Here is a 24,480-nt window from a genome sequence, read left to right as displayed (position 1 = left end):
GATTCAAGTATTTCGAGAAATCGCAGCTTTTCGCCCCTTTGACACAGGATCTCGTGCTATAGAAAATAGCTTAGGATTAAGAAAAGGCGTCGATTTTGAACAAATAAATGGTGCACGGAAATTAGACCCTACAGAGTATTTTTTCAATCCTCAGCTTGGGTATTTATCACTTTTCATAAGATTCAAAATGATGAAGTATTGGCTGTTTCTTACGAATACACCTACAATGGTCAAGTGTATAAAGTAGGAGAGCTACAGAGGACTATCAAACCAGGCAAGAAGATGAACTGATTTTCATGAAATTGCTTCGACCTGCGAGAATCAATACGCGTGTCCCAACTTGGGATCTCATGATGAAGAATGTCTATAACTTGAATGCCAATCAAATCACACGTGATGGTTTTCAGCTACAGGTAATTTATAGAGACGATAGAACTGGACTTGACAACCCCTACTATTAGAAGGAGCAGACGTTAAGGACAAACCACTAATTCGTTTAACTGGACTCGACAATCTGAATGACAAAATGACCCTGCCCCGGATGGGAATTTTGACTTTGTCGAGGGTCTCACCATTCTAACCAATCGAGGGCTTTTGGTATTTCCAGTCTTGGAGCCTTTCGGGTCTTAATCTTGAAAAGTATTTCCAGCCAGGGGAGGTAGTTCTGAAAAGAGAAATATGTATATGATACGCTATACAAAACTACTCAAGCAGATGCGGAGCTCGTCAACTACGGCTAAACAAATACTTTATCAAAGGCCGATTGACGGCCGGTTCTCGCAAGTGAGATTCAGCTTCCCGGACTTAACATTTCACCTGAATCTGTGATAGTCCAGGCAGGAAACATCCCACTAACTGAAGGGGTAGATTACACTATTGATTACAATGTTGGAAGACTTGTGATTATCAATGATGCAATACTTCAATCAGGCAAACAGATCAATGTCAGTTTTGAGAAAGCTGATTTAGTGTCATTCCAAACACCGAAGCTTGCTTGGAACCCGCCTCGACTACTTATTCAGCGACAAATTTAACTTAGGAGGCACATTCCTTTACCTAAACGAAAGACCGAACGTTACACGGATAGCTACAGGAAGTGAGACTTTAAGAAATAGCCTATGGGGTTTGGATGGGAATTTCAGTGACGAATCCCGCTGGCTTACCAAAATGGCGGATGCACTACCATTTACAGACACCAAAGAAACATCTTTGGTAAATATAAGTGGGGAATTTGCCCATCTTATCCCGGGAACTTCCAATCGTGTGAATGGTGAGCAGGCATCATACATAGATGATTTTGAGGCAGCGATTACACCTTATAATCTTGGCGGGGCTGCAAATCAAAATTGGAAATTATCATCTGTACCACAGACATTTGACAATAGATTTGATTTGAGTAATCAAACAGAAGACAACCTTGGTGCTGCCTACAGACGAGCCAGAGTCGCTTGGTACAATATTGATAATATTTTCTATCGAGAAAGTGGGCCTGGTATCCCCTCCAACATTACTCGGGAAGATCGGAGAAATCATTATGTAAGACGCGTTCTCCCCCAAGAAATATTCCCTCAGCAAGATCGAGATGTAATTGTAACACCTGAGCCTCTATTTGAATTAGCCTACTTCCCTAGTGAACGTGGTATGTATAATTACAATACAAACCTCACTCAAGATGGACTACTTCCAGATCCAAAGAAGAATTTTGGTGGAGTAACTAGAGCGATCACTACTGAAGTTGATTTTGACCGAACAAACATAGAATACATAGAATTCTGGCTTTCAGATCCATTTATAGAGGGAGAAAATGGTAGAGTGTTGGACGGAAAAATTCAATCAAAACAATACCACAGGCGGTAAGCTTTTTATCAATTTAGGAGATATCTCTGAAGACATCTTGAAAGATGGCCGACATGCATTTGAAAATGGGGCTTCCAGCGGATGGAGATCCAGCTGAAACAGGCCAAAATGAATGGGGAGAATCACTCGTGAGCAATACCTACTTCCTGCTTTTGAGAACCCGCGAGACCTCCCGACAAAATCAAGATGTTGGTTTGGATGGTTTGAAAAATGAAGATGAAGCAGATTTTTTCCGTAGCAGATTCCTAAACCGCCTAAATGTATCTGCGAACGCCAGAAACGAAATTTTGCAGGATGTCTCCGGGGATTTATTCGAATATTACCTTGATGAATCTTTTGATCAAAATGAGACCAAGATTCTAGAACGCTATAAGAAATTTAATGGCATGGAAGGTAAACACGCCAGTATCTGCCAACCAAAACCTCCCCTACACTCCTTCCGGATCTAACACGCCGGACAATGAGGACCTTAATACGGATAATACTATCAACGAACTGGAGAACTATTACTCTGATGAGATGGATCTCAAACCTGGAAGCTTGGTAGTAGGCCAAAACAATATTGTTGATAAAACCACTGCCAATGTCAATGGTGAATCTGTAGACTGGTACTTATTCCGTATTCCTGTCCGCCAACCAGACCGCGTTGAAGGCGATATAACTGGTTTCAAATCTATACGTTGGTTCAGGACCTATTTGACAGATTTTGAGCAACCTGTAGTACTTCGTATGGCTAACTTCCGAATGGTCGGTAGTCAGTGGAGAGTTTTTCAGGAATCACTCTTCGAAAGGGGTCTTTTTGAAATACCTGAACCTGACAATTCGAATGTGACAGTAGACGTCGTCGGCATAGAGGAAAATAGTCAGGGAAGTTCTACAGAAAGCCCTTATGTGCTACCTCCTGGAATCTACAGAGACCGCGACAACACTTCCACGGTAGAAAGAAGACTGAACGAACAATCACTTCGAGTTTGTGTGGAGGACCTTGGAGCCGAGAGATGCACGAGCAGTGTTTAAAAACGTAACCTTGGATTTGGTACAGTTTGAGCGAATAAAAATGTTCCTTCACGCTGACAGCGAAGATGCCATGGACGGAGAAATCACAGCATTCCTGCGGCTAGGTAACAGATAATACAGATAACTATTACGAGATAGAAGTACCTCTTGTTATTACTCCAAAAGGGACCAGAGACCCTGAACTTATTTGGCCAGCAGAAAACGAAATTGATATTGCAATTCAGGCAATTGTAGGGGTAAAAGTAGCCCGTGATAATCAGCACGTGCCTCTAAATATACCTTTCTCCCAACAAGTCGGAAGGTATACTGTAACAGTGGTAGGACGGCCAGAGTTGAATCAATCACAATCCTCTATGATTGGAGTTAGAAACCCTGGCACAAATGGCGGAGGAAGCCGTAGTATTTGTATCTGGGCCAATGAGCTTAGAGTTACAGGTGCAACCAAATCCAATGGCTGGGCTGCAAATGCACTAATGAATGTAAAAATCGCTGACGTGGCTGTAGTGACAGGATCTATTCGGCACAACTCAATAGGTTTTGGTGGTCTGGAAACTAGATTATCTCAACGTGCTAGACAGGCGACTACTCAGTATGATATCTCAACTAATGTGGATATTCATAAACTTTTACCAGAGGCAATAGGAGTAAGTATTCCTATGTATTTCTCCATAGAAAATAGTACGACCAAACCAGAGTATGATCCTTTGAATCCAGATGTTCCTTTTGAAGTAGCATTGCAAAAATTTGAAACGCAGGACCAAAAAGAAGCCTATCGAAAAATTGCGCTAGACCAAATCAACCGGAAAAACATCAGTTTCAATAATGTTAGAAAACTAAAATCTAACCCAGATTCAGAAAATCATTTTTACGATTTGAGCAATTTATCTTTTTCATATGCATTTGGCATAATGAACCAAACCAATGCACAGATTCAGGACTATACTTACAAAACATATCGTGGCAACGTCACTTACAGCTTCCAACCCAAAGCTTTAACTTTTGAGCCATTTAAAAACGCTGGATTCTTAGATTCTAAATATTTACAATTAATCAAGGACTTCAATTTAAATTTATCCCCTACCCTAATCTTAGCCAGATTAGACATTGACCGTAAGCATTTGCGTTCGCAGTACAGAAATGATCAGCTGAACACTTCTGGGGTAGACCCTCTTTTCCAGAAAAGCTTTTTCATGAATAGGTTCTATTCGCTGAATTGGGATTTAACCAAAAATCTTCGTGTTGATTATACAGGTAGTGTAATGGCAGTGGTAGACGAACCTCAAGGAGATTTGGATACAGAACAGAAATCTGATTCAGTTAGATACAATGCATGGAGATTTGGCAGACGTACAAACTATAACCACAGTATAAATCTCAACTACACTTTACCGCTTGACAAAATTCCATTTACCGACTGGATCAAAGCTGATTATAAATACATTACAACTTATACTTGGCTGACTGGGGCCATAGGGCAGAAAGACACCTTAGGAAATTCCATCCAAAATACAAGGGACCAAACACTTAATGGTAAATTTGATCTCATAAGACTTTATAATAAAAACAAAAAACTAGCTGCGCTAAATGCGCCTAAACGACCGAGTATTCCTGGCAGGAATGAAACCCACGGCAGAAGATACCATTGGAACTCCATTCACAAATAGGCTGCTGAAAACGCTTATGATGGTAAAGGAGGTCACCTTTAATTACGGGAAAATCGAGGGCACTTTCCTACCTGGTGATATGCCAAATACCGGACTTTTAGGAATGGACCGTGCATTTGACAATCCTGGATTAGCATTCCTGTTTGGTAGTCAAGATCCAACTATTCGAAATGAATTTGCACAAGCGGGAATCATGGCCCCAAGCAGTGAACTAACTCAGACTTTCAGGCAAAGTAGTGTCGTAAATATGAAGTTTGGTAGTATCATAGAACCATTCCAAGACTTTAAAATCACCCTAAATGCCACAAAGCGAGAGGTAGGTGATTACCAGGAAATATTCAGAAATTCTATGGATAACCCTGGAGTCTATGAGTCAATAAGCCCCAATCGACTCGGCGCGTACAGCATAACTACAATTATGATAGGCACCAGCTTTAGTAAAGATGGTTTTGATAATGTTTCACCGTTGTTCACAGAGTTTGAGAAAAATAGAGAAATTATTAAAAACAGGCTAGAAACAGCCGGAGGCGGTGGTGAGTATTCCATCAATGGCCAAGATGTATTAATACCTGCCTTCTTGGCTGCCTATAGAGGAAAAGATGCATCTGAATCCAACATGAATCCATTTCCAAAAACGCCGCTTCCTAACTGGCGATTGGATTATCGGGGACTTTCTAGGCTGAAAGGGTTGAGCGATATCTTCAGCAGTATAAATATCACACACATGTATACTTCTACTTATGATGCCAGCAATTTCTCAAATTCGCTCCAATATCAACAAGGACTTGAGCTTTACAATACACTTCAAAATATTCCAAGACCAACGGAAGTGAATGATGAGGGACAGTATATTCCAATTTATGTATTAAATCAGGTCGTTTTAACTGAGCGCTTTGCACCTTTAGTTGGATTAGATCTGTTAACCAAAGACAGGTTAAATATTGCAGTAAATTATAATAAGGAACGCACATTAGGTTTGAACTTCTCCAACTCCCAAGTGACTGAACAGAAAAGTAATGACTTTGGATTGACCCTAGGCTATACCAAGGCAGGATTGAAAATTCCTTTCAAATTTCAAGGAAGGCAATCTGTATTGAAAAATGATGTTCAATTCAAATTAGATTCAAAAGTGGTAAGCACAACACAGATTCAGAGAAAAATCGAAGAAGGAAGTACGGTGACAAGTGGGAATTTGAACATTTCTATCAGACCAACAATTTCCTATTTGATCAACCAAAATCTAAATCTCACCCTATATTTTGATAGAACTATCAACGACCCTAGAGTAACTACCGCCTACAAGCGAACTTCTACAGCATTTGGCGGACAACTTCGATTTAATTTAGGCCAATAGATTTTATCCTTGACCGATTCCTATTAATTTTGACTCCCATATTAACTATTTAAAAAATGGATTTTCCTCAAGAACTAAAGTACACCAAAGACCACGAGTGGGTTAAAATTGATGGTGATGTTGCAACTATTGGAATCACTGAATTTGCCGCTGGTGAACTAGGTGACATTGTGTATGTAGAAGTTGAAACATTGGGCGATACATTGGACACCAATGAGGTTTTTGGCTCCGTAGAAGCTGTTAAGACAGTTTCAGATTTATTCATGCCAGTGGCAGGTGAAATTTTGGAAGTAAATCCAGAATTGGAAGATGCTCCAGAACTAGTGAATGAGTCTCCATACGAACAAGGATGGATGATCAAAGTGAAAATAACGGGTGAGCTTCCTGCTGATTTATTATCCGCATCAGCATATGCTGAGTTAGTTGGAGAATAAGTCATCTGGTTTGAGATTAGGAATTGCTTTAGTTTGGCTAATAGTCATAGCAGTAGCTATGCTTACTCCAGGAAACAACTTTCCAGAACCTTCATTTCAAGCTGAGGATAAGTTGGTTCATTTTGTTTGCTTTGGTCTGCTCAGCTTTCTTTGGTGTGGTGTTGGTATTAAACGATCTATAGTTACTGGCTTACAAGGAAGAGTATTAACAAACTATTTGATTTTCGGTGTAGCCGCTGGAATAGTTTTAGAATGTGCTCAACTGTATATCCCGTTCCGATCGTTCGATTATATGGACATGATTGTCAACGAAATAGGTGGGTTAGCAGGTTTATTAGCATATTTTAAGATTCCTACCACCAAGATTGGCTTGGAATAGTGCCTATTAATTATTACAATTGTTAGTCTGAAAAAGAACAAAAATTTAACCTTAATAAACCAAACGTATAATGGAAGCAAAAAAAACTCCCAGCGCTGATTTAACCAGAAAGTCAGGAATGTTCCTGAACTTAGGTTTGGCAGTAGCTGTAGGTGCTACCCTTGCTGCCTTCGAATGGAAGTCATTTGACGATGGTTCATTGAAAGACCTAGGTCAAGTAACTGATAACTTCGAAGAATTGCTAGATATTCCAATCACAGAGCAGCCACCACCACCACCGCCACCACCAGTAGAGCAGCCTATCATCGAAGAGATTCCTGATGAGGTAGAAATCGAAGAAAAAATTGAAGTTAACTTCGATGTAGATGTGAAGGAAACTACTGTAATTAAAGAGGTAGTGATCGCTGAAGCTCCAGTAGAGGAAAAAGTAGATCAAATCTTTGATGTGGTAGAAACTCAGCCTGAGCCTCCAGGGGAATGGCAGGATGGAATCAATACCTATCCAAAAATCTAAAATACCCTACTCAAGCTAGGAGAATGGGTACAGAAGGTACTGTAATTGTGGTTTTCGTTGTAAACACTGATGGTTCAATTCAAGATGTTGAAGTTTTGAGAGGAATCGGTGGAGGATGCGACGAAGAAGCCGTAAAAGTAGTAAGTGCAGCACCTAAATGGACTCCAGGTAAGCAACGTGGTCGCCCAGTACGTACTCGTATGAGACTACCGATTAGATTTAAATTAAGCTAATCCTTAAGTAATAAGTAGAGACCCGAGAAATCGGGTCTTTTTTTTTGCTCTATCCTTAACAACTTTTAGCTTAGTTAAATAGTGTTAGAGGATTAGTATCAACAAGTTATGTAGTGTAATTTATTAGAGTAGTTTTTTTCTAACCTCTAATAATACACTCATGGAAAACAAAAAAAATCCAAAGTTGGACCTCAGAAGATGGTCAGGAACTTTATTTAATCTAGGCCTTGCAATTAGTCTAGGAGCAGTATTGGTAGCTTTTGAATGGAAGGCCAAGGATCAGGGAATAATCAAAACATTTGATGCAATGAAAGATGATTGGGATGAAATTGATATCCCACAAACAATCCAAAACCCTCCACCACCACCTCCTCCTCCTGCTCCTATTGAGGTAAATACTATCTCTGACGAGATTAAGATAGATAATATCAAAGATCTTAAATTGGATATATTTACAAATGAACACACAAACATTCCTGAAGTAGAACTATCTGATCCGCCAAATACAGAAGACGTAGATGTCATCGAAAACTTTGTGGATGTTCAACCAATGTTTAATGGAGGTATGGAGGCTTGGTATACCTACCTCAACAAAAACTTGAAATATCCAGCTCAAGCCAAAAGAATGAATATACAGGGTATGGTTATCGTACGCTTTGTGGTAAACACAGATGGATCAATACAGGACATAGAGCTAGTTCGAACAATCGGTGGCGGTTGTGATGAAATAGCTAAGGAAGTTATTGAAAACTCCCCTAACTGGACACCTGGCAGGATAGGTGGAAGAGTGGTACGATCTAGAATGACTATGCCTATTAGATTTAGACTTAATTAGACAAAATACTCATGCAAGAAAAAGGGGCTCTAAGCCCCTTTTTTCTTATAATACATTCAAAGATTGTTCTTTAATTTTTTCGAGTTCATCTTTCATTAGAATCACATGTTTTTGCATTTCAGCGTCATTTGCCTTTGACCCGATGGTATTGATCTCTCTTCCAATTTCCTGCGAAATAAATCCAAGTTTTTTACCTTGATTTGTTTCTTCAGTAAGGCACTTGGCAAAATATTTCAAGTGTGTGTCCAAACGAACGATTTCTTCTGTAATGTCTAGCTTTTCAAAATAATAAATCAGTTCTTGCTCAAACCTGTTGGCATCAAAAGAATTTTCGTCTAGCCATTCGTTAAAATGATTTCTAATCTTTTGCTTGATTCTAGCCTTGCGGTTACCTTCATTTTCCTGAATGATTGATAATCCAGCGCCTATTGCTTTAATATTGCTCTGAAGCTTTTCTTCCAGAGAGTTGCCTTCATCCTGACGAAATGAATCACATTTATTTAATGCTGTAATCAGGACTTTTTTTATTTCCTCCCAATCCGCTTGATCATCTCGTTGCTCACCTGTTATCTGAGTGATTACGGTTGGAGACTGAAGAGCAAGCTTGAAAATGTCTTGAGAATCATCATTTACACTTTCTGCAAGCCCCTTATATTTTTGATAAAAGAGGTTAAACAAATCCTCATTAATACTCACTGGCATTTCTGCCGATCCTTTGGATTGAAAATCAATCGAAATACTCACTTTACCTCTGTCCAAAATAGATTGAACCAGATTTCTAATTTCTAGCTCTTTATCATTAAACTGTCTTGGACTGCGGATTGAAAGATCCAAAAATTTTGAATTGAGCGAGCGAACTTCTACTTGGATCACCATTCGCTCATCTTCAAATCCGGCGTTTCCGAAGCCGGTCATTGATTTGATCATAATAAAGTTTGTTGTTAGAAATTGAAGCCCAAAGTTACATAGAACTTTAAATCTTCGGCTTCATAATTTCTAATTGGTCTCGCTACGTCAAATTTAACATAGTAGTTGAGTAAAACTGTTCTTAATCCGGCCCCGTAGCTCTGAAGCCAAGGATTATTGAAGTTATTTAGGGTAATCGTAAAAGGGGATCCTTCTGTGTTAATTACTTCGGTGTTTTGATCATTCACACGCTCCCATGGTGCTGCATCATTCCAAGCTGAGCCTATGTCATAGAACCCAATCAGCTGGAAATTACGAATGAAATTCGAAGTGATGTTTCCCCTAGTCAAATACGAGAATACAGGTATTCTTAATTCAGCAGTGAAAGTGACCATGTTTCTACCGCGAATTTCATCATAATCATATCCTCTCAAATCTACAAAATCAGCGAAAAGGATATTAGAATTTTCTACACCGGTAGGGTTTCTGATGGGAGAAGACTCTGGACGATTGGAAGGTGGGCGATAAAAGTCATTAAACAGCCAATTATCCATTCCTCCAAGCATATAAGTTTGCGGATTATTTCCCATAAAGGACCCTGCATAAAGTCTTGCTGCAATAACAATGTTCTTGTGAATAGCTCTGTATTCTCTCAAATCAAGATAGAAATTCCCAAAGGAGCGGTCCTTATTATTAAAGGATTGATATTGAGTATAGCCTATTTTACCTTTAAAACCTCGTTGAGAATACAATCCTAATGGCTGGGTACGATCATAAACGAATTCCGCTTTTCCTCCTAAATAATTTACATCTAGTCTATTCTGCTCGGGACTTTGACTGATAATTAAGGAATCTGGATTAAGATTGAAATACTGTGTTTTGGCTACGAAAGGTGATAAAGAGACTCTTGCATTTGCATTTAAAGGGTAAGAAAAACCCAGTTCCGCTTTAGTCAACACATATTTCTGAATAGTAATATCACCTTCAGAAACCCTGATTGTCCTACGATCAAATCTTCCTTTAAAGTCTACCCTGCTTTTCAAATACTCATATTCAAAGAATATATCACCACCAGACCTGAAATCAAGCGTGGTCATTACCCCACCTTGGAACACATGGTTATCAAGTAAATCAGTCATTTTACCAGTCATTCCAATTCCAAACCCTCTTAAAGGATCTACCACAAAACGGGTATTGATACTATTTATAAAAAACTGAGGCTCCATTTGCCTAGGTCCAGTCACTCTTTTTCTTAGACTTTCTTTCCTAAACGATTCTAACAAATTCGTTTTAGACTCTGAAGCACCAGCAACTACTGGCTGGGTGCCAAGGTTAGTTGGTAAAGTATCAAAGCTATAATTATCAGTATTGATACCATTTTTAGACTCAAAATTTAAGCGCTTAAGATCAATTGAAGAGGTAGAATTCTTCGGTATGGTATCCAGCTTGATCGCAGGTTGCATTGATTGTTTACTGTCTTGCTGCGGATTTATCGATTGATTTTCACTGGCTTGCTTTTCCTCTAATAATCTTCTCGCTGCCATTCTTTCATTAAGACTCTTAGCTTGTTCGAGCTGTATTCTTGGAGTACTCGGAGTAAACTGATCAGAACTAGAGAACCCTTCAACTACTAGAAAACTCTCCCTCCCATCTCGGACAGAATAAGCCATCCTATTCATTCTACTGTTTATATCGAAGGCTTCAATACTCTTATTGAACGCAGAAATCTGATTAGACACCTGATTTCCTATACTCATGCGCATCAGGTTATTGATTCCACTTAAATCGCTTAAGTAAACGATAGCATTACTATTAATTTTCCTTGGTCTAATATTTTTACTATTGGAGTTAGTAAGCTGCTTAGTGATTACCGTGTCGGTGACCTGTACCATGTAAAGATTATAATAATCTGGCAAGGATGATAACTCGAGGTTTTTCCCCATTAACGAATCCGGCAAACTGGTCGCATTGGAGGAATAAATTATAGTTGAATCATTCAAAAACACAGGTGTTAATTCATCAAAGGAATCATTGGTTAACCTTTTGCCAGCACCTCTGGTATTTAAGGTATAAATATCAGATTTCCCATTAGAAATGGCTGAAAGCACCATGTTCTTCCCTGTGCTATTGAAATCAAGGCTTAGGATCTGAGTGATATTTCTTAAGAAAATCTTATCCTGATTGGAGCCATCAATTGATCTCAATCTAAGTGTAGTAAAACCTCTTTTGAAAGATGCAATTGCAATATTTGCGGAATCTCTCCAAGCTATTATTGGGGAAGTGAAATTTGCTTCCTGATCTTGAAGGGATGTTCCTCCAGCGAAAATTGTCTGTTCGCGACCAGAGCTTATCTCTCTTATTTGAACCTTATATTTCCCTCCATTATTGATCACATAAGCCAAGTTCAATCCGTCAGGGCTAAACTTTATATCATTGATCGCCCCTATAAATCTTGGGGATGTTTCAGCTACTGCAGCGCTTCTATTAGGGTCTTTGAAAGTCGACGAAACCTGCTTGTTTATATCCAAGTAGTACTTTTTCCAATCTTCGGTGAACGTTTTATAATTTAACCCTACCGTGTTGGCTATACTGTTTTCCTCGTTTCTATTTATTCTCGAAAGATTAAGAATACTGGAAACATACCTTCTTCCATATCTTTCTGCTATATAATTCCACACTGATTGGCCCACCAAAGCAGCTTCTTTTTCTTTCAATTTGAGGATTTTTGGAGTTTCTTCTTCCTCAAAATAATGTCTCACAAAGTCATCCATCTCACGACTCCAGCCTTTAGCTAAATATAGAGCTACCCCATCTACATACCACTCTGGGAAGCTATTGGTCAGGTTGGATTGGAAAGCATCAGAGACTGATGAACCATAAAGCATCTCTTCGATAATAACCTTTACAGTGCCATAGAGCAAATCATCCTTAAATTCATCAACCTCTCCTTTGTAAGCTACTTCCGCTAGCAGTCTATTGAAGTTCGTTTGTCCTTGCTCACTATATTCCTCCTTGTTCAAGTTGATGTTGCTTTGCAAAAGCTCCTCTGGAGAATTGTAAATATAGATTTTTGGCTTGGTATATGCCACATAGCCAATCATCTGAGTCAGGCGATTAAACTCACTTTCCAGAAAATCAATGGCCATTTTGGCATTAGCGCCACCTCGATCATAGTAATATACCTCAAAGTTATTTGAGGAATAAAAATACCATTCAAACTGCTGGTGCTGAATTCTGTTTTTCCCAAAACGCTCCTGATCAAATTGGGCCAGGGCAATAAATGAATTCAACCATAACCCAGCAAAAACTAAAATTCGGAAAAGGTGATATCGCATTCTATTTGCTGAAAGATGTCTTTAAATATAATTAAAATACCGAGCTATGTCCACTTCGTGGTCAATTGCCTTATCATTTAGAAGGTGGTCAGCCATTATATCACTAAAATAGGGAATTAGTGACACTCCTTTGGCTCCAAATCCATTGAATATGTAAACGCCTACCTCGTTAGGATGTTTTCCCAAAAATGGTTTTCTATCCCTAGTTGCTGGCCTAATTCCTGTCTTATGGCTGGTAATTTCATCCACAGGCATCTTGACCAACTCCTTCAATTTACCCAGAAGTTCTCCTTTAGCTTCATTTGTCGGCCCTACGTCCAAATCATGTTTAGTATAAGTAGAGCCTACACGATGTATATTATTACCTAGATGAACCCTAAAAACGCCTCTATTAACAACATAATTCGGCGAAAACTCTTGCTTCACTTCCAAAATTTCTCCTTTGACTGGGGCAAAAGGAAGAAAACTGAAAAACCGGGAGCCCATCGCACCAAGCCCATTGCAATAAACAACGGCTTTTGCTTCGATATCCCGATAAACCCAAAACCCTCCATCCTGCAAGAGTATAGACTCATTAAATGTTTCTAAAATTAATTCCTCTCTAAAATACGTAGACATTGCATCAAGTAGATTATTGATATTCAGCCAACCTGAATTGCGAAGCATCACCCCGCCATAAGGATCTTTCAAATATTCTGATTGACTTTCTTGATATATCTTTTCCAGATAAGCCTCAAAAGCTGGGTCAGCACTGTGCCCCATCCACTCATTTTGCTCCTCTATACTCAAAAAAGGCCGGTAAATTGCTTTTTCAATAAGGAACTTGTGGCCAGTAATTTCTTCCAATTCCCGATAAAAGGGTTTGATTCTGGGAAATAGCAAATCTGCTTTCCAGGTTTTGACCATTTTTCTTCCGGTTACTGGATTGAAAAGCCCCGCAGCAACTCTACTGGAATTATTAGCTCCAGGCTGATCAATTATCTTAATTTTCTTACCAGCTTGCTTCAGTCTATAGGCAAGTGCTGTTCCTGCAAGTCCTTGTCCAATGAGCAAAAAATCAATTTTCATAACCCAAAATAAAGGTTTAATTCCTTATTTTGTCTCAATTCTCACATACATTTCCCATGCTATATATTAAGTCTTTTACCTTCAACCCTTTTCAAGAAAACACCTATTTGCTTTATGATGAAAAAGGCAATGGAACATTAATAGACCCAGGGTGTTTTGATTTAGCTGAGCGAAAAGAACTGCTTGATTTTGTGACTGAGAAAAAGATTCGAATTACCCAACTTTTAAATACGCATTGCCACGTGGATCATGTCTTGGGTAACGCGTGGGCAAAAAAAACATTTGGGGTCGATCTCTTTATTCATAGAGAAGAAGCTTCTGTTTTAAAAGCCGTGGAAGTTTATGCACCGAATTATGGATTTGTAGGCTATGAAAGTAGCCAAGCCGATGGGTTTCTCGTAGAAGGAGATGAAATTAAAGTTGGCGATGAGGTTCTGAAAATCATCTTTGTGCCGGGTCATGCACCAGGTCATGTGGTTTTTTACCATAAAGCCTCTAATCAATGCATTGCAGGCGATACGTTATTTAGAGGTAGCATTGGAAGAACAGACCTACCTGGAGGAAATCATGAATTATTATTGAGCAAAATAAAATCCGAACTATTCTCCCTTCCGGACGAAACAGTGATCTATTCCAGGGCATGGTCCAGAGACAACCATTGGATTCGAAAAAACTCACAACCCATTCGTGGGTAAAAATGCAAGACCTTGAAAATTAAATCTCATATCCCAAATACAATAACACTTCTCAATTTACTGTCCGGAGTAATAGGGATTATTTGGGTGATTAATGGAAATATCGTTTCAGGGGCCTATTTTATTATTCTAGCAGCAGTTTTCGATTTTTTTGATGGTTTTGCTGCAAGGCTATTACACGTTCAAGGAGAATTAGGAAAACAACTTGACTCACTAGCTGACTTGATTTCATTTGGGGTTCTTCCAGGGGCAATTCTTTTTCAAATGACTAAAGTCAGCACATCGATTGAATGGCTTCCATACGTGACGTTGATCGTACCCTTGTTCTCAGCACTTCGATTGGCAAAGTTCAACCTAGACACTAGGCAAACTGATAAATTCATTGGTCTACCTACTCCAGCTAATGCATTGTTTATAAGCACTTTGCCATATTTTGCAATTCAATGGCCAAAAGTTGGTACTTGGCTTACTTCGCCATTGTTCCTTATAGGAATAGCATGGGTCTTTTCAATACTTCTTCTTTTGGAGCTTCCCCTGATAGCTTTGAAATTCAAATCATATTCCCTAACCCAAAACAAGTTCAGATACGCGCTTTTAGCTATTGGGGCATCCATGATTTTAATCTTTGGATTGGCGGGCATACCTATTGTGATTTTAGCCTATTTAGGATTGTCAGTAGTAGAAAACGCTTCTCGCTAGAATGTTCTGCACTTGCCACAAGCTACTATTCACTCTGATTATCAACATTTTGTTGACTGGATTGGCTTTTGGTCAAAATTCATTTTACAAATTCAAAGTTGCCGAGGAAGGTATTTACAGACTAAGTGCAACTCAGGCTCAAAGTTTAGGAGCCAATTCCCTGAGCGAAATAGCCATTTATGGTTACCCGGGTATGTTACCACAACTATTAAAGCCTGAAAATTTAACATTGCAAGAAATACCTTTATTGGAAAAAGATGATCATCTGTACTTCTATCTTCCATCTCCCCATAGTTACGCTCACATTGAGGAAGGAATTGAATATCTACACAATACATTTTCTGATTCGATAAGTTTTCTCATCGGAACAACACCTAAGCCAAAAAGAATAGCGACAATTCCCGGAAAATCAGGCACGCTAAATCCAACTATTCTTTACCAATGGAATTGGCTCAAAGAAGATGAAAACAATATTCTGAACTCTGGTAGAACATGGTACTCTCGAGCGATTGCACCTGGAATAACTCGTGGATATTCTTTTCCATTGCAATCAAATTCTAATGCCGAATGGAAGCTATCTGCCAAATTGATGGGGAGTTCGAGTTCGGCTTCACAGATCAGTTTAGCTGTAGATGATTTGATTATCTCTGAGAATTCACTTGCGGGAATCCCTTCCAACACCTACGCAATTAAGGGAGAAGAAGTATGGGTAAATGAGAGTTTTTCACCTTTGGACCGAAAGGTGGAGAGATTGAGAGTTTCTTTCCAGGCCTCCAGTTCAAATGATGCGGGTTATTTTGAATACATAGGAATTGGAGTTCCAAACTCAAGTGATTCTTTGGATGAAGGGGTTTATTCTATGAATCAAGAGTCTACAATTTCACTGTCAGGCTTGGCTGGCTTATCAGTCTGGGAGGTTGGAGATTTTTATAATCCTAAAGCAATTGATTTGAGTACTGGAAGTATAGTTACTGGACAGAAATTAATTGTCTTTGATGAAAATATAGTAAAAGTCATCTCAGATATAGAACCGGCTAAAACTACTCTTCGAACCCAATCCGCGTGGCCAGATCTTCTTATAATCGCTCCTAAAATCCTGAGTAATTCAGCCAATAAACTGAGCCTCCATAAACTTGGAATGGGTGTATACACGGAAGTAGCCTTCCTAGATGAAATCTACGATTCATTCGGCTATGGTAATCCTGATTTAAATGCCATTCGAAATTTTATAGCCTGGCATTATCACCAAGGTGGTAAACTCCAAAATGTCCTGATTTTAGGAAAAGGAACATTTGACTACAAAGGGATTTTGGGTGGTAGACCTAACCTAGTTCCTATCTACACCAGCAGGAATAGTTTGGATCCTCTATCCACATTTAGCTCTGACGATTATTTCTCACTCATTGAATTTGGTCAAGGAAAATGGGAAGAAACCAAGGAAGGAGACGAACTTATGCAAATTGGTATTGGAAGATTACCAGTAATCAATGCGCAAGAAGCCAAAATCGTAGTAGATAAAATCATCAATTACGAAAGTAATCCAATCGCGGGGGACTGGAAAAAAACAGTTACCTTCTTCGCAGACGATGGCGATAACAATATCCACTTACGAGACTCAGAGGCGCATGCATCCTATTTAAAAGATAATCACCAAGACTTCAGAAGACAGAAATTATATCTAGACCGATTTGAGCAGGAGAAAACAGGAGAAAGACAGTCTTCTTCTCAGGCAAAAATCGCCTTAGAAGAAACCCTCGAAAAAGGAACTTTGCTCCTCAATTTCATTGGTCATGGCAATGAAACTACTTTAACTGCTGAAGAAGTATTTCTAACATCGGATATTTCAAACTGGGCAAAACAGGAAAAACTGGCATTATGGGTTACAGCCACCTGCGAATTTGGAAGGCATGATAGTCCCTTCTTGAGATCTGCCGCTGAGGAACTTTTGACTTTTGCGAATAAAGGTGCTATTGGACTTTTGACCACAGGCAGACCCGTATTTAGTAGTGTGAACTTTTCATTAAATGCCGCCTTTTTTAAGGAGGTTTTTAAACTGGAAAATGAGCACTATCAAGATCTGGGGAGCATATTTAGAAATACTAAAAACAAAAGTTTAAATGGATCGCTAAACAGAAATTTTAGCCTTTTAGCCGATCCAAGTATGAAACTGGCTAGTCCAGAGTTTCGAATTGAGTTTACTTCTTTTAAAAACCCCCAAAATCAAACTATTCTAGACACACTTTCCGCTCTTCATGAAGTAGCTTTTGAAGCAGAAGTAATTAATCCAAATACAGGCGGTATTTCTACTTCGTTTGAAGGTGAATACACGATTGAATTGCATGACAAACCTAGCACGGAAAAAACCTTGGGTGACGAGAATAATCCGATAGATTTTGAAGTATCAGAAAATTTGATTTTCAAAGGCAAGGGTAAAATAGTAGCTGGAATAATCAATGGTACTATGATTATCCCTAAAAATATAGATTTAGAATTTGGAGAAGGAAAAGTCCAAATTTTTGGAGAAAGTTCGAATCAAAACTGGGAGGCTTTTGGATTTAGCCAAATATTGATTGGAGGTATTACAAGCAATCCGCCTTTGGATACAGAAGGGCCAATTATAGCAGCTACTTTTGGAGGAAAAGTAGAATCGCCTTATATATTCCCTTCCAAAACAATAAAAATGGAAGCAACTTTCTCAGACTCCAGTGGTATAAATATTTCAGGTTTTCTACCATCTGAAAATCTAACAGTTCAAATAAATGATGATGACCCCGAACTATTAAATAGATATTTCACCTCAGAAAATGACACATACAAATTCGGTAAAGTGACGTTTGTATTGGAAGGGTTAAAAGAAGGAAAGAATTTGGTAACTATCCGCGCATGGGATAACTTAGGAAACGGGAGTGTATTGAATCAGGAGATTATTGTAGAGGGAAGTGATAAATTAAGAATACTTAGTCACAAAACTTATCCCAACCCTACTGTAGTTCAAAGTCACTTTGAGCTAGAACATAATCAACCGGGTGAAAATTTAATTCTTACCCTTGCCGTTTTCCAAACGGATGGCAAGACACTATTTATAGAAAGTGAACGGTTAGTCAAGGCCAATGCTAAACTAGATGGTTTGGTTTGGTTTTTTTTCCAAAACCAAACCAAATATCCAGCAAAAGGAACTTATATTTACAAACTAACGCTACAATCAGAACTTGATAATTCTGTAGATTCAGTAAGCGGACAAATATTAATTCAATGAAAAAAATAGCCACTAATAAAAGGAAAAACCTACTTATTGCAGTTTTTACCCTGGCTACTTTATCTGTGTATGCACAGAACAGCACTATCATTTCTGGTCAGGATCCTGATCGAAGAGTGATAACTACGGCTGTTCCTTTTTTGAATTTTGCTCCAGACTCTAGACATTCTGGAATGGGGGATGCTGGTGTAGCCCTATCGCCGGATGCTAGTTCAGCTCATTGGAATGCAGGCCAACTTGCTTTTGTAGAAGATCAAATGGGCTTTTCACTTTCCTATTCGCCATGGCTTGGAAAACTTGTCAATGACATGTCTTTAAGTTACTTGACCGGATATTTTAGAATTGATGAGGTTTCAGCATTTGGATTTGACTTACGTTACTTCAATATGGGTGAGATACAATTGACTGATGGACGAGGTAATCCATTGGGTGAGTTTAACCCAAGAGATATTGCAATTGGTGGAACCTATTCTAGAAAGCTTTCTTCTTACCTAGGTTTAGGTATTTCAGCTCGATTTATCTACTCAAATCTTTCTGGTAATATCTCTTCAGTAGGCGGAAATGAAGCTAAACCAGGTATTAGCGTCGGAACAGATGTTGGCCTTTATTATTCTAAACCAATTTTCGCTGGAGCTAAAGACGCAAACTTCTCTTGGGGACTTAGCATCACAAATATTGGCCCTAAAATCACCTATAATTCCGCTGATGATTTAGATTACATTCCTACCAACTTGAAAGTAGGAACTGCTTATTCCATAGACCTTGACGCTGTGAATACTTTGACTTTTGCGTTAGATCTCAATAAACTTTTGGTTCCTACACCACCAATCTATGCTACCAATGAAGACGGGACCTTGGAAACAGATGAAAACGGAAATCTTATCATAGAACCTGGAAACGGTAAAGACCCAAATCGTCCGCTTATTTCAGGCATGTTTGGCTCATTTGCAGATGCTCCAGGGGGATTTTCTGAAGAAATGCAGGAGATTACGATTTCTTTTGGAGTTGAATATAACTACGACGATAAATTTGCATTACGTACTGGATATTTTTATGAGAATCCAAATAAAGGCGGCAGAAAATACTTCACAATGGGTGTAGGTTTCGACTTAAAAAGGCTTGGATTTGACTTTTCATACCTGGTACCCCAACAACAAAATCACCCACTCGCAGAGACATTACGATTCTCTTTGATGTATAATATCCCCAATTAATAATGTTATTAGACAGGTCAAAGGCTCCGGATTTTAACGTTCCAGAGGATTTTGAACTATTGCCCCCTTTGGAACTTAAACTTTCCAATGGTGCTAAGTTCTTTTTTGTACCCACTCCAGGCTTGGAGGCAACTAAAATTGATGTACTCTGCAAAGGTCAGCGAGCATCACTTCCGCTTGAGCAAACCCTTGTTTCCTCATTCACTCTTCAGATGTTACAGGAAGGCACAAAAACTAAAAGCGCGGGTGCAATAGCTGAGTTTTTTGATTTTTATGCTTCTGAAGTCCACCCAATTCAAACTTATTCTCATGAAGGTTTGGGTCTATTGTCCACCAAAAAACATCTCAACGTTGTTTTAAAAGAGTTCTTATCCTTGTTCATGGAGGCAACTTTCCCGCAGGATATGCTGGAAAAACGCCAGTCTCAGAGAAAACTCAGCATCAAATTAGAAAAGGAGAAAACAGCTTCGAGAGCAAGTCAATTATTCAGAAAATGCCTTTTTGGAGCTAATCACCCCTATGGTGTTGAAGTTAACGAAAGCCATGTTGAAAGCATCACTAGAGATCTTTTGGTTTCTTACTACAACGATATGTTATGGCAAGATTTAGAAATTTTTGTTACAGGGGATTTTGATTCAAAGGAACTTGAGAGCCTCTGCAAACTACTAGGAGGCCTACCAAACCGGGAAGTAGTGGAATCCGTACTTTTGCCAAGTATTAACACCTTAATGGCAGTAACAGAACCAAGAGATAAGTCTGTACAAAGCAGTATTCGCATAGGAAATTGGTCTATCCCCCAAACGCACCCTGACTTCATTGCCCTCTCGGTGTTCAACACTATTTTAGGAGGGTATTTCGGCTCCCGATTAGTTAAAAATATACGAGAGGACAAAGGTCATACCTATGGCATTTTTTCATCATTAGCCGAAATTGGAGATGCTCATTATTGGGTAATATCAGCCGATGTTCAAAAAGAGTTTTATTTAGATGTGATTGAAGAGATTTACCACGAAATCAAAAAATTGACTGAAGATGGAGTCAATGGGCAGGAATTAGAAGTGGTTCGAAACTATCTAATCGGACAAATGTTGAAGCAATTCAGTACTTCATTTGACTTAATTGATAGATTCAAGGCTGTTCATCACTCAGGAATGGATTTCGATTATTATGCTCGGAAATTGGCATTTTTAAAGAAATTTACTTCGGAAGAAATAAAGAATGTAGGAAAAAAATACTTTAGCAATACACCCTATATAGAAGTGGTAGTCGGCTGATTAGGTTAGCCTAATATACAACCACGAGATATCTAACCCAGTCCAAATCCACAGTCTATATAAGCTAAATTCAAACCCCTTACAATTCATTTCAGCTGCAAGTTTTGCAAAACCTCTTGCGGATCCAAAATTCGCCGACCACAGCGCATGCTTTAGCTCATACAACAACCTAGCCTTCAACGCCTCATCCTCTTCCGCATTTTTATTCATTTTCTTGATCTTCTCACAAACACGGAGTGTACTCGGAAGCATTTTGGAATGGTAGCGTTGATATTGTCTAGCAGATAGCGAATTCTCATGCTTTCTTTTTAGAACGCCTATGTGATCTGAAAATAGGACAGGAAAACCTCTAGTTAATCGTAGTTGAATATCAAAATCTTCATAAGAAAGCTCAGAATCATAGCCACCAGCTTTTTTAAGAATTTCTGCATTAAAAACTACCGTTGGAGCTGAGATATAACTTTTACAGATAAGAGTTTCATACATTTTATTCTCTAGCGTTAACTTTTCTAATTCTCTATAATCCTTAAGACTATAAAAGGAAGTTTCTTTTCCATTTTCATCTAAAATCTTAGCATCAGAAAATACAAATGCGGCTGACGGGACCAACTTTAATTTGTCTATAGAGGCCGAAAGATGATTTGAATACAAAAAATCATCTCCAGATAGGTCAATTACAAACTGGCTTTCAACCTGATTCAAAACTTCATTAAAAAGCTTGCAATAAGGAATAGATTCATGCTTATATATTGCTGTAACTTGAATTTGCTCAGAATTACTCGTTACCCATTCCCTAATTATGACTGGTGTCTGATCAGTACTTCCATTATCCACTACAATCAATTCCTTCGGCTGATAATCTTGAAGGAGCACACTGACCAAAGCCTTCTCAATCCACTTTTCATGGTTGAAAGCAATACATATCACTGTAACCTGATCAGTCCTATACATTCTTTATCGTTTTCACCCAGGTGATTTTATTGCTTATATCATTTGAAAAGCGCGATTTAAAAAACATCAACTTATGATTGACCTCTTCATCAAGATCTGAAGAACCTAGGTCTACAAACTCTACTTTTTGCTCTACAGCAAGCTGAAAAAGCTCATTTAGTATCAAATCACCTCCATTCTTCACGGGAATTTGAGGATTGATCGCTGACAAAAAATAATACAAGGAATTTCCGGTAAGTTTTACACTCAGCGAATAGCCAATTGCTTGGCCATTTTTGCTTAACGTGATCAGAAAATATCGATTTGGATATTCAGACACTTGCTGCACAATTCTGTTTTCATCAAGTGTTACCTCATAGCCTTTCTGAGTGTTCCAAGATTTGATGTATTTTAAAAACCCAAAGTTGGAAATCGACGAGTGACTGACTTTAATGTCTGCATTTTTTCGATTGGATTGAATCTTGGAAGATTCTTTTTGAGTCTGTTTTTTAATTTTCTTTTTCCCAATAAAAAAATGTTGACTAAGCACTTTTGCTTGCTCAAAACCACACTTACCTAAAAGATAATTTATCAAATCAGTCTGAGGCTCGTAAGGTTTTGGGGCTTGGGATATAGTTATTGACTTTACTCCTCTATGGCTCAAATCCTCAACAACAGCCAAGATAAAAGATTCCAATGAGGCTGAACTAAGGCTATCTACTATCCAAAAACCGCCAAAGGGTGATTTGGGAATTGAAATTGCTTCACCTGTTTTAGTGATTGCAAAAGTGATTAGCGCTTTTGTCTTTTTCTTTTTCTCCCAGATAAAATCAAGTTGGTCCTGACAGTCACCAATTAGGGTATTACCTAAGAAAAAGTCTTTTTCCTCTTTCAAAGAGGAAACAACCCTTAGTTCGTGAAAATCACTTGTCCCCTTTTTGAAGCTTTCCAAAATAGTCTAGGTCTCTGATGTAATCATCTTCTGAAAAAGCCTGATCTGACATACCAAGTAATACCGAGTTGGATGTAAATCTGGCAACTAACCAATGTAAGGGAGGAATATAAACAGCTTGTTCCGGGGAGCTAAGTTCGAACTTAAAGACCTCGCCTTTTACCGACTGAATGTCCAGAAATATCTTTCCTGCCACTGCTACAATTACCTGTGATTCTTGCCAATGAGCGTGATTGCCTCGGCTCTCCCCTTCCTGCACTCCGTATATCCAAAAACATCGCTGAATCCCTTCAGGAAAGAGATCCAAATTCTCCCAAAAGGAAAGACTTCCAGTTTCCTTGGAGTTCCCTGGCAAAGTGAAAAGATAAGGCGATTTTGCGGTAACAGATTCAGGCATTTTACTTTTTTTCCTCCCGATAAAAGTAAGTTAATTCGAATGGATAACCTGTTACCTAGTTGTTAATTTTCTAAATTCGCTGCACATCAACTTAATGAAATCCATGTCAGACCTCGGAGACGAGTCAACATTCGAAGATACATTTTTTACCGTGCGCAGAAGCAGTGAAGGGCTTTACAAGGATAGAAGTAGTAAGTTTTTCTATTTTTCATTTCCGGTTAAAAATGAAGAAGAAATCAAAACTCACCTAGCAGAGCTAAGAAAAAAGTACTATGACGCTCGGCATCATTGCTTTGCCTGGGCTCTGGGTAAAGATGCAGATCAATTTAGAGCAAATGATGATGGAGAGCCTAATCATTCTGCCGGAGATCCCATTTTGGGACAAATCAGATCAAGTAATTTGACTAACATTCTAATCGTAGTGGTTCGCTATTTTGGCGGAACAAAACTGGGAATGGGAGGATTAATTCAGGCCTATAAAACCTCCGCTGCTTTAGCGATAGAAGCAAATGAAATTATCGAAGAGCGAGTAAAAATTTCCGTCTCCATTCAATTCCCCTACCCCGTGATGAATGATGTGATGAAACTCATCAAAATCCATGACCTTCAAATTCTATCTCAAGAAATGACCCTAGGCTGCGAAATGAAGTTAGAATTCAGAAAAGGATTAGAAGAGCTGATTATTAGTTCACTTGAGGAAATAAAAGATTTGGAGTTAACCGTTATTTAAACAACTCGTCTAAATACCCTTCAGCTTTGAGCTTTTTGAATATTTCTAAACATCCCCAGGCATCTGTGGCGGCATAGCGCTGCTGCTTAACAGTCAACTTTTCTGCCTCCCAGTTAGAAACTTGTTCAGACTTGGAAATGCGGATCCCTAATACCATCGCACAAAGATTTCTCACTCCTATATTGATAAATCCAACTCTTTTCAACTCATCGTTTAGGTCAAAAAATGAGTTTGCATAAAATGAATCTGTCAATTTGGCTAAGCCTTTGATATCGTCGTGAACAGCCGCTCCCACTTTCACAATACTTTCTTTTTCCAGAATATTCCGAATAGAATCTGGAAAGCCTATTTCATTCAATCTAAAAAGAAAAGCTTGAGTAGAGGTTGACAATTGCAATAAGGAAACCTGATTTGTTACTCCCTTTTTAAAAGCTGGTTTTGTCTCTGTATCAAAGCCGAGGACGCGTTGCTGAACCAGAAATTCTGCGACTTCCTCTACATCTTCAAGTTTATCGATTAAAAACATCTCACCCTCAAACTGTCCTAGTGGAAGGTTATTTACCTCTTCTTTTGTAATTTTTAATGGAATCATACCAACTTTTCTTCTTCTACTTCTTCTACTTCATCATAATAGGTGATTCCTATTTTGAAATAGCCATATAGAATGGTCATAAAAGGACTTATAATATTAAAAAAACAATAGGGAGCATACGTTAATGTAGCAACTCCTAAGGTGC

At 38.7% G+C, this 24,480-nt stretch carries 24 protein-coding genes and 2 pseudogenes; 18 read left to right on the top strand and 8 right to left on the bottom strand.

Annotated features, from left to right (window positions below; translation table 11 throughout):
- From AC0L6R_RS09175 to AC0L6R_RS09120, 12 genes and pseudogenes are all read left to right on the top strand, one after another.
- The coding region (locus AC0L6R_RS09175; RefSeq protein ID WP_473270917.1) for a hypothetical protein at positions 1–247 on the top strand (247 nt) is incomplete at its 5' end.
- A 49-nt stretch (positions 248–296) separates the two neighbouring features.
- Positions 297–461, top strand: a complete 165-nt coding sequence (locus AC0L6R_RS09170; RefSeq protein WP_473270916.1) for a hypothetical protein — start codon at positions 297–299, stop codon at positions 459–461.
- A gap of 529 nt (positions 462–990) precedes the next feature.
- Positions 991–1,857 (top strand): T9SS outer membrane translocon Sov/SprA, encoded by an 867-nt coding sequence (gene sov / locus AC0L6R_RS09165; RefSeq protein ID WP_473270915.1) that lies wholly within the window; start codon positions 991–993, stop codon positions 1,855–1,857.
- 44 nt (positions 1,858–1,901) lie between these two features.
- Positions 1,902–2,306: a hypothetical protein gene (locus tag AC0L6R_RS09160; RefSeq protein ID WP_473270914.1), complete on the top strand. Its 405-nt coding sequence runs from the start codon at positions 1,902–1,904 to the stop codon at positions 2,304–2,306.
- A complete protein-coding gene (locus AC0L6R_RS09155) occupies positions 2,239–2,874 on the top strand; it encodes a hypothetical protein (protein WP_473270913.1) in 636 nt (211 codons plus the stop codon). The genes AC0L6R_RS09160 and AC0L6R_RS09155 overlap by 68 nt, the downstream gene beginning before the upstream one ends.
- The gene (locus tag AC0L6R_RS09150; RefSeq protein WP_473270912.1) at positions 2,867–2,989 is read left to right on the top strand and encodes a hypothetical protein; all 123 of its coding nucleotides are present in this window, start codon (positions 2,867–2,869) and stop codon (positions 2,987–2,989) included. Before AC0L6R_RS09155 ends, AC0L6R_RS09150 begins: the two co-directional genes overlap by 8 nt.
- A 19-nt stretch (positions 2,990–3,008) precedes the next feature.
- Positions 3,009–4,538 (top strand): T9SS outer membrane translocon Sov/SprA, encoded by a 1,530-nt coding sequence (sov, locus tag AC0L6R_RS09145; protein ID WP_473270918.1) that lies wholly within the window; start codon positions 3,009–3,011, stop codon positions 4,536–4,538.
- Positions 4,459–5,892 carry a T9SS outer membrane translocon Sov/SprA gene (gene sov / locus AC0L6R_RS09140; RefSeq protein ID WP_473270911.1) on the top strand — a complete coding sequence of 478 codons (1,434 nt, stop codon included), beginning with the start codon at positions 4,459–4,461 and terminating at the stop codon, positions 5,890–5,892. The genes sov (AC0L6R_RS09145) and sov (AC0L6R_RS09140) overlap by 80 nt, the downstream gene beginning before the upstream one ends.
- A 56-nt stretch (positions 5,893–5,948) precedes the next feature.
- A complete protein-coding gene (gene gcvH, locus AC0L6R_RS09135) occupies positions 5,949–6,326 on the top strand; it encodes a glycine cleavage system protein GcvH (protein ID WP_283412859.1) in 378 nt (125 codons plus the stop codon).
- A gap of 10 nt (positions 6,327–6,336) precedes the next feature.
- On the top strand, positions 6,337–6,705 hold the full coding sequence (locus AC0L6R_RS09130) for a VanZ family protein (protein ID WP_473270910.1): 369 nt from the start codon (positions 6,337–6,339) through the stop codon (positions 6,703–6,705).
- Between the two features lie 70 nt (positions 6,706–6,775).
- Positions 6,776–7,452: pseudogene (locus tag AC0L6R_RS09125) on the top strand (energy transducer TonB).
- A 160-nt stretch (positions 7,453–7,612) separates the two neighbouring features.
- Positions 7,613–8,287 (top strand): energy transducer TonB, encoded by a 675-nt coding sequence (locus AC0L6R_RS09120; protein ID WP_473270909.1) that lies wholly within the window; start codon positions 7,613–7,615, stop codon positions 8,285–8,287.
- 45 nt (positions 8,288–8,332) lie between these two features.
- Here AC0L6R_RS09120 and AC0L6R_RS09115 read toward each other — a convergent pair whose 3' ends face one another.
- Genes AC0L6R_RS09115 through AC0L6R_RS09105 form a run of 3 tightly spaced genes read right to left on the bottom strand, consistent with a single transcriptional unit; the run spans position 8,333 to position 13,596 of the window.
- Positions 8,333–9,214 (bottom strand): YicC/YloC family endoribonuclease, encoded by an 882-nt coding sequence (locus AC0L6R_RS09115; RefSeq protein ID WP_473270908.1) that lies wholly within the window; start codon positions 9,212–9,214, stop codon positions 8,333–8,335.
- A 14-nt stretch (positions 9,215–9,228) separates the two neighbouring features.
- Complete coding sequence (locus tag AC0L6R_RS09110) at positions 9,229–12,528, bottom strand: TolB family protein (RefSeq protein ID WP_473270907.1); 3,300 nt, start codon at positions 12,526–12,528, stop codon at positions 9,229–9,231.
- A gap of 21 nt (positions 12,529–12,549) precedes the next feature.
- The gene (locus AC0L6R_RS09105; RefSeq protein WP_473270906.1) at positions 12,550–13,596 is read right to left on the bottom strand and encodes an NAD(P)/FAD-dependent oxidoreductase; all 1,047 of its coding nucleotides are present in this window, start codon (positions 13,594–13,596) and stop codon (positions 12,550–12,552) included.
- A gap of 56 nt (positions 13,597–13,652) precedes the next feature.
- Here AC0L6R_RS09105 and AC0L6R_RS09100 point away from each other — a divergent pair, with 56 nt between their 5' ends.
- The 5 genes from AC0L6R_RS09100 (at position 13,653) to AC0L6R_RS09080 (ending at position 20,734) form a co-directional block, all read left to right on the top strand.
- Positions 13,653–14,291, top strand: coding sequence for an MBL fold metallo-hydrolase (locus tag AC0L6R_RS09100; RefSeq protein ID WP_473270905.1), 639 nt, complete (start codon positions 13,653–13,655; stop codon positions 14,289–14,291).
- Positions 14,292–14,303: 12 nt separating this feature from the next.
- The gene (pssA, locus tag AC0L6R_RS09095; protein ID WP_473270904.1) at positions 14,304–14,990 is read left to right on the top strand and encodes a CDP-diacylglycerol--serine O-phosphatidyltransferase; all 687 of its coding nucleotides are present in this window, start codon (positions 14,304–14,306) and stop codon (positions 14,988–14,990) included.
- Position 14,991: 1 nt separating this feature from the next.
- Positions 14,992–18,246, top strand: a complete 3,255-nt coding sequence (porU, locus tag AC0L6R_RS09090; protein WP_473270903.1) for a type IX secretion system sortase PorU — start codon at positions 14,992–14,994, stop codon at positions 18,244–18,246.
- On the top strand, positions 18,243–19,460 hold the full coding sequence (porV, locus tag AC0L6R_RS09085) for a type IX secretion system outer membrane channel protein PorV (protein WP_473270902.1): 1,218 nt from the start codon (positions 18,243–18,245) through the stop codon (positions 19,458–19,460). The genes porU and porV overlap by 4 nt, the downstream gene beginning before the upstream one ends.
- Before the next feature lie 68 nt (positions 19,461–19,528).
- The gene (locus AC0L6R_RS09080; protein WP_473270901.1) at positions 19,529–20,734 is read left to right on the top strand and encodes a M16 family metallopeptidase; all 1,206 of its coding nucleotides are present in this window, start codon (positions 19,529–19,531) and stop codon (positions 20,732–20,734) included.
- Here AC0L6R_RS09080 and AC0L6R_RS09075 read toward each other — a convergent pair whose 3' ends face one another.
- From AC0L6R_RS09075 to AC0L6R_RS09065, 3 genes are read right to left on the bottom strand one after another with little or no spacing between them, the layout of a single operon-like run.
- Positions 20,735–21,685 carry a glycosyltransferase gene (locus tag AC0L6R_RS09075; RefSeq protein ID WP_473270900.1) on the bottom strand — a complete coding sequence of 317 codons (951 nt, stop codon included), beginning with the start codon at positions 21,683–21,685 and terminating at the stop codon, positions 20,735–20,737.
- The gene (locus AC0L6R_RS09070; protein WP_473270899.1) at positions 21,678–22,616 is read right to left on the bottom strand and encodes a hypothetical protein; all 939 of its coding nucleotides are present in this window, start codon (positions 22,614–22,616) and stop codon (positions 21,678–21,680) included. The genes AC0L6R_RS09075 and AC0L6R_RS09070 overlap by 8 nt, the downstream gene beginning before the upstream one ends.
- The gene (locus tag AC0L6R_RS09065) at positions 22,588–23,013 is read right to left on the bottom strand and encodes a sugar 3,4-ketoisomerase (RefSeq protein ID WP_473270898.1); all 426 of its coding nucleotides are present in this window, start codon (positions 23,011–23,013) and stop codon (positions 22,588–22,590) included. The genes AC0L6R_RS09070 and AC0L6R_RS09065 overlap by 29 nt, the downstream gene beginning before the upstream one ends.
- 103 nt (positions 23,014–23,116) lie before the next feature.
- On the opposite strand from AC0L6R_RS09065, the gene AC0L6R_RS09060 reads away from it, so the two are divergent.
- On the top strand, positions 23,117–23,743 hold the full coding sequence (locus AC0L6R_RS09060) for an IMPACT family protein (protein ID WP_473270897.1): 627 nt from the start codon (positions 23,117–23,119) through the stop codon (positions 23,741–23,743).
- Here AC0L6R_RS09060 and AC0L6R_RS09055 read toward each other — a convergent pair.
- Together AC0L6R_RS09055 and AC0L6R_RS09050 are read right to left on the bottom strand one after the other, a co-directional pair.
- Positions 23,736–24,335, bottom strand: a complete 600-nt coding sequence (locus AC0L6R_RS09055; protein WP_283412875.1) for a 3'-5' exonuclease — start codon at positions 24,333–24,335, stop codon at positions 23,736–23,738. The genes AC0L6R_RS09060 and AC0L6R_RS09055 overlap by 8 nt on opposite strands.
- Positions 24,332–24,480 (bottom strand): annotated as a pseudogene (locus AC0L6R_RS09050) (sodium:proton antiporter); the annotation flags it as partial. The gene AC0L6R_RS09055 and the pseudogene AC0L6R_RS09050, both read right to left, overlap by 4 nt.

The sequence above is a fragment of the Algoriphagus sp. 10J20-15 genome, assembly GCF_055809615.1.
The sequence above is the reverse complement of the archived record's forward strand: the minus strand, read 5'-3'. Positions and strand labels throughout refer to the sequence as shown.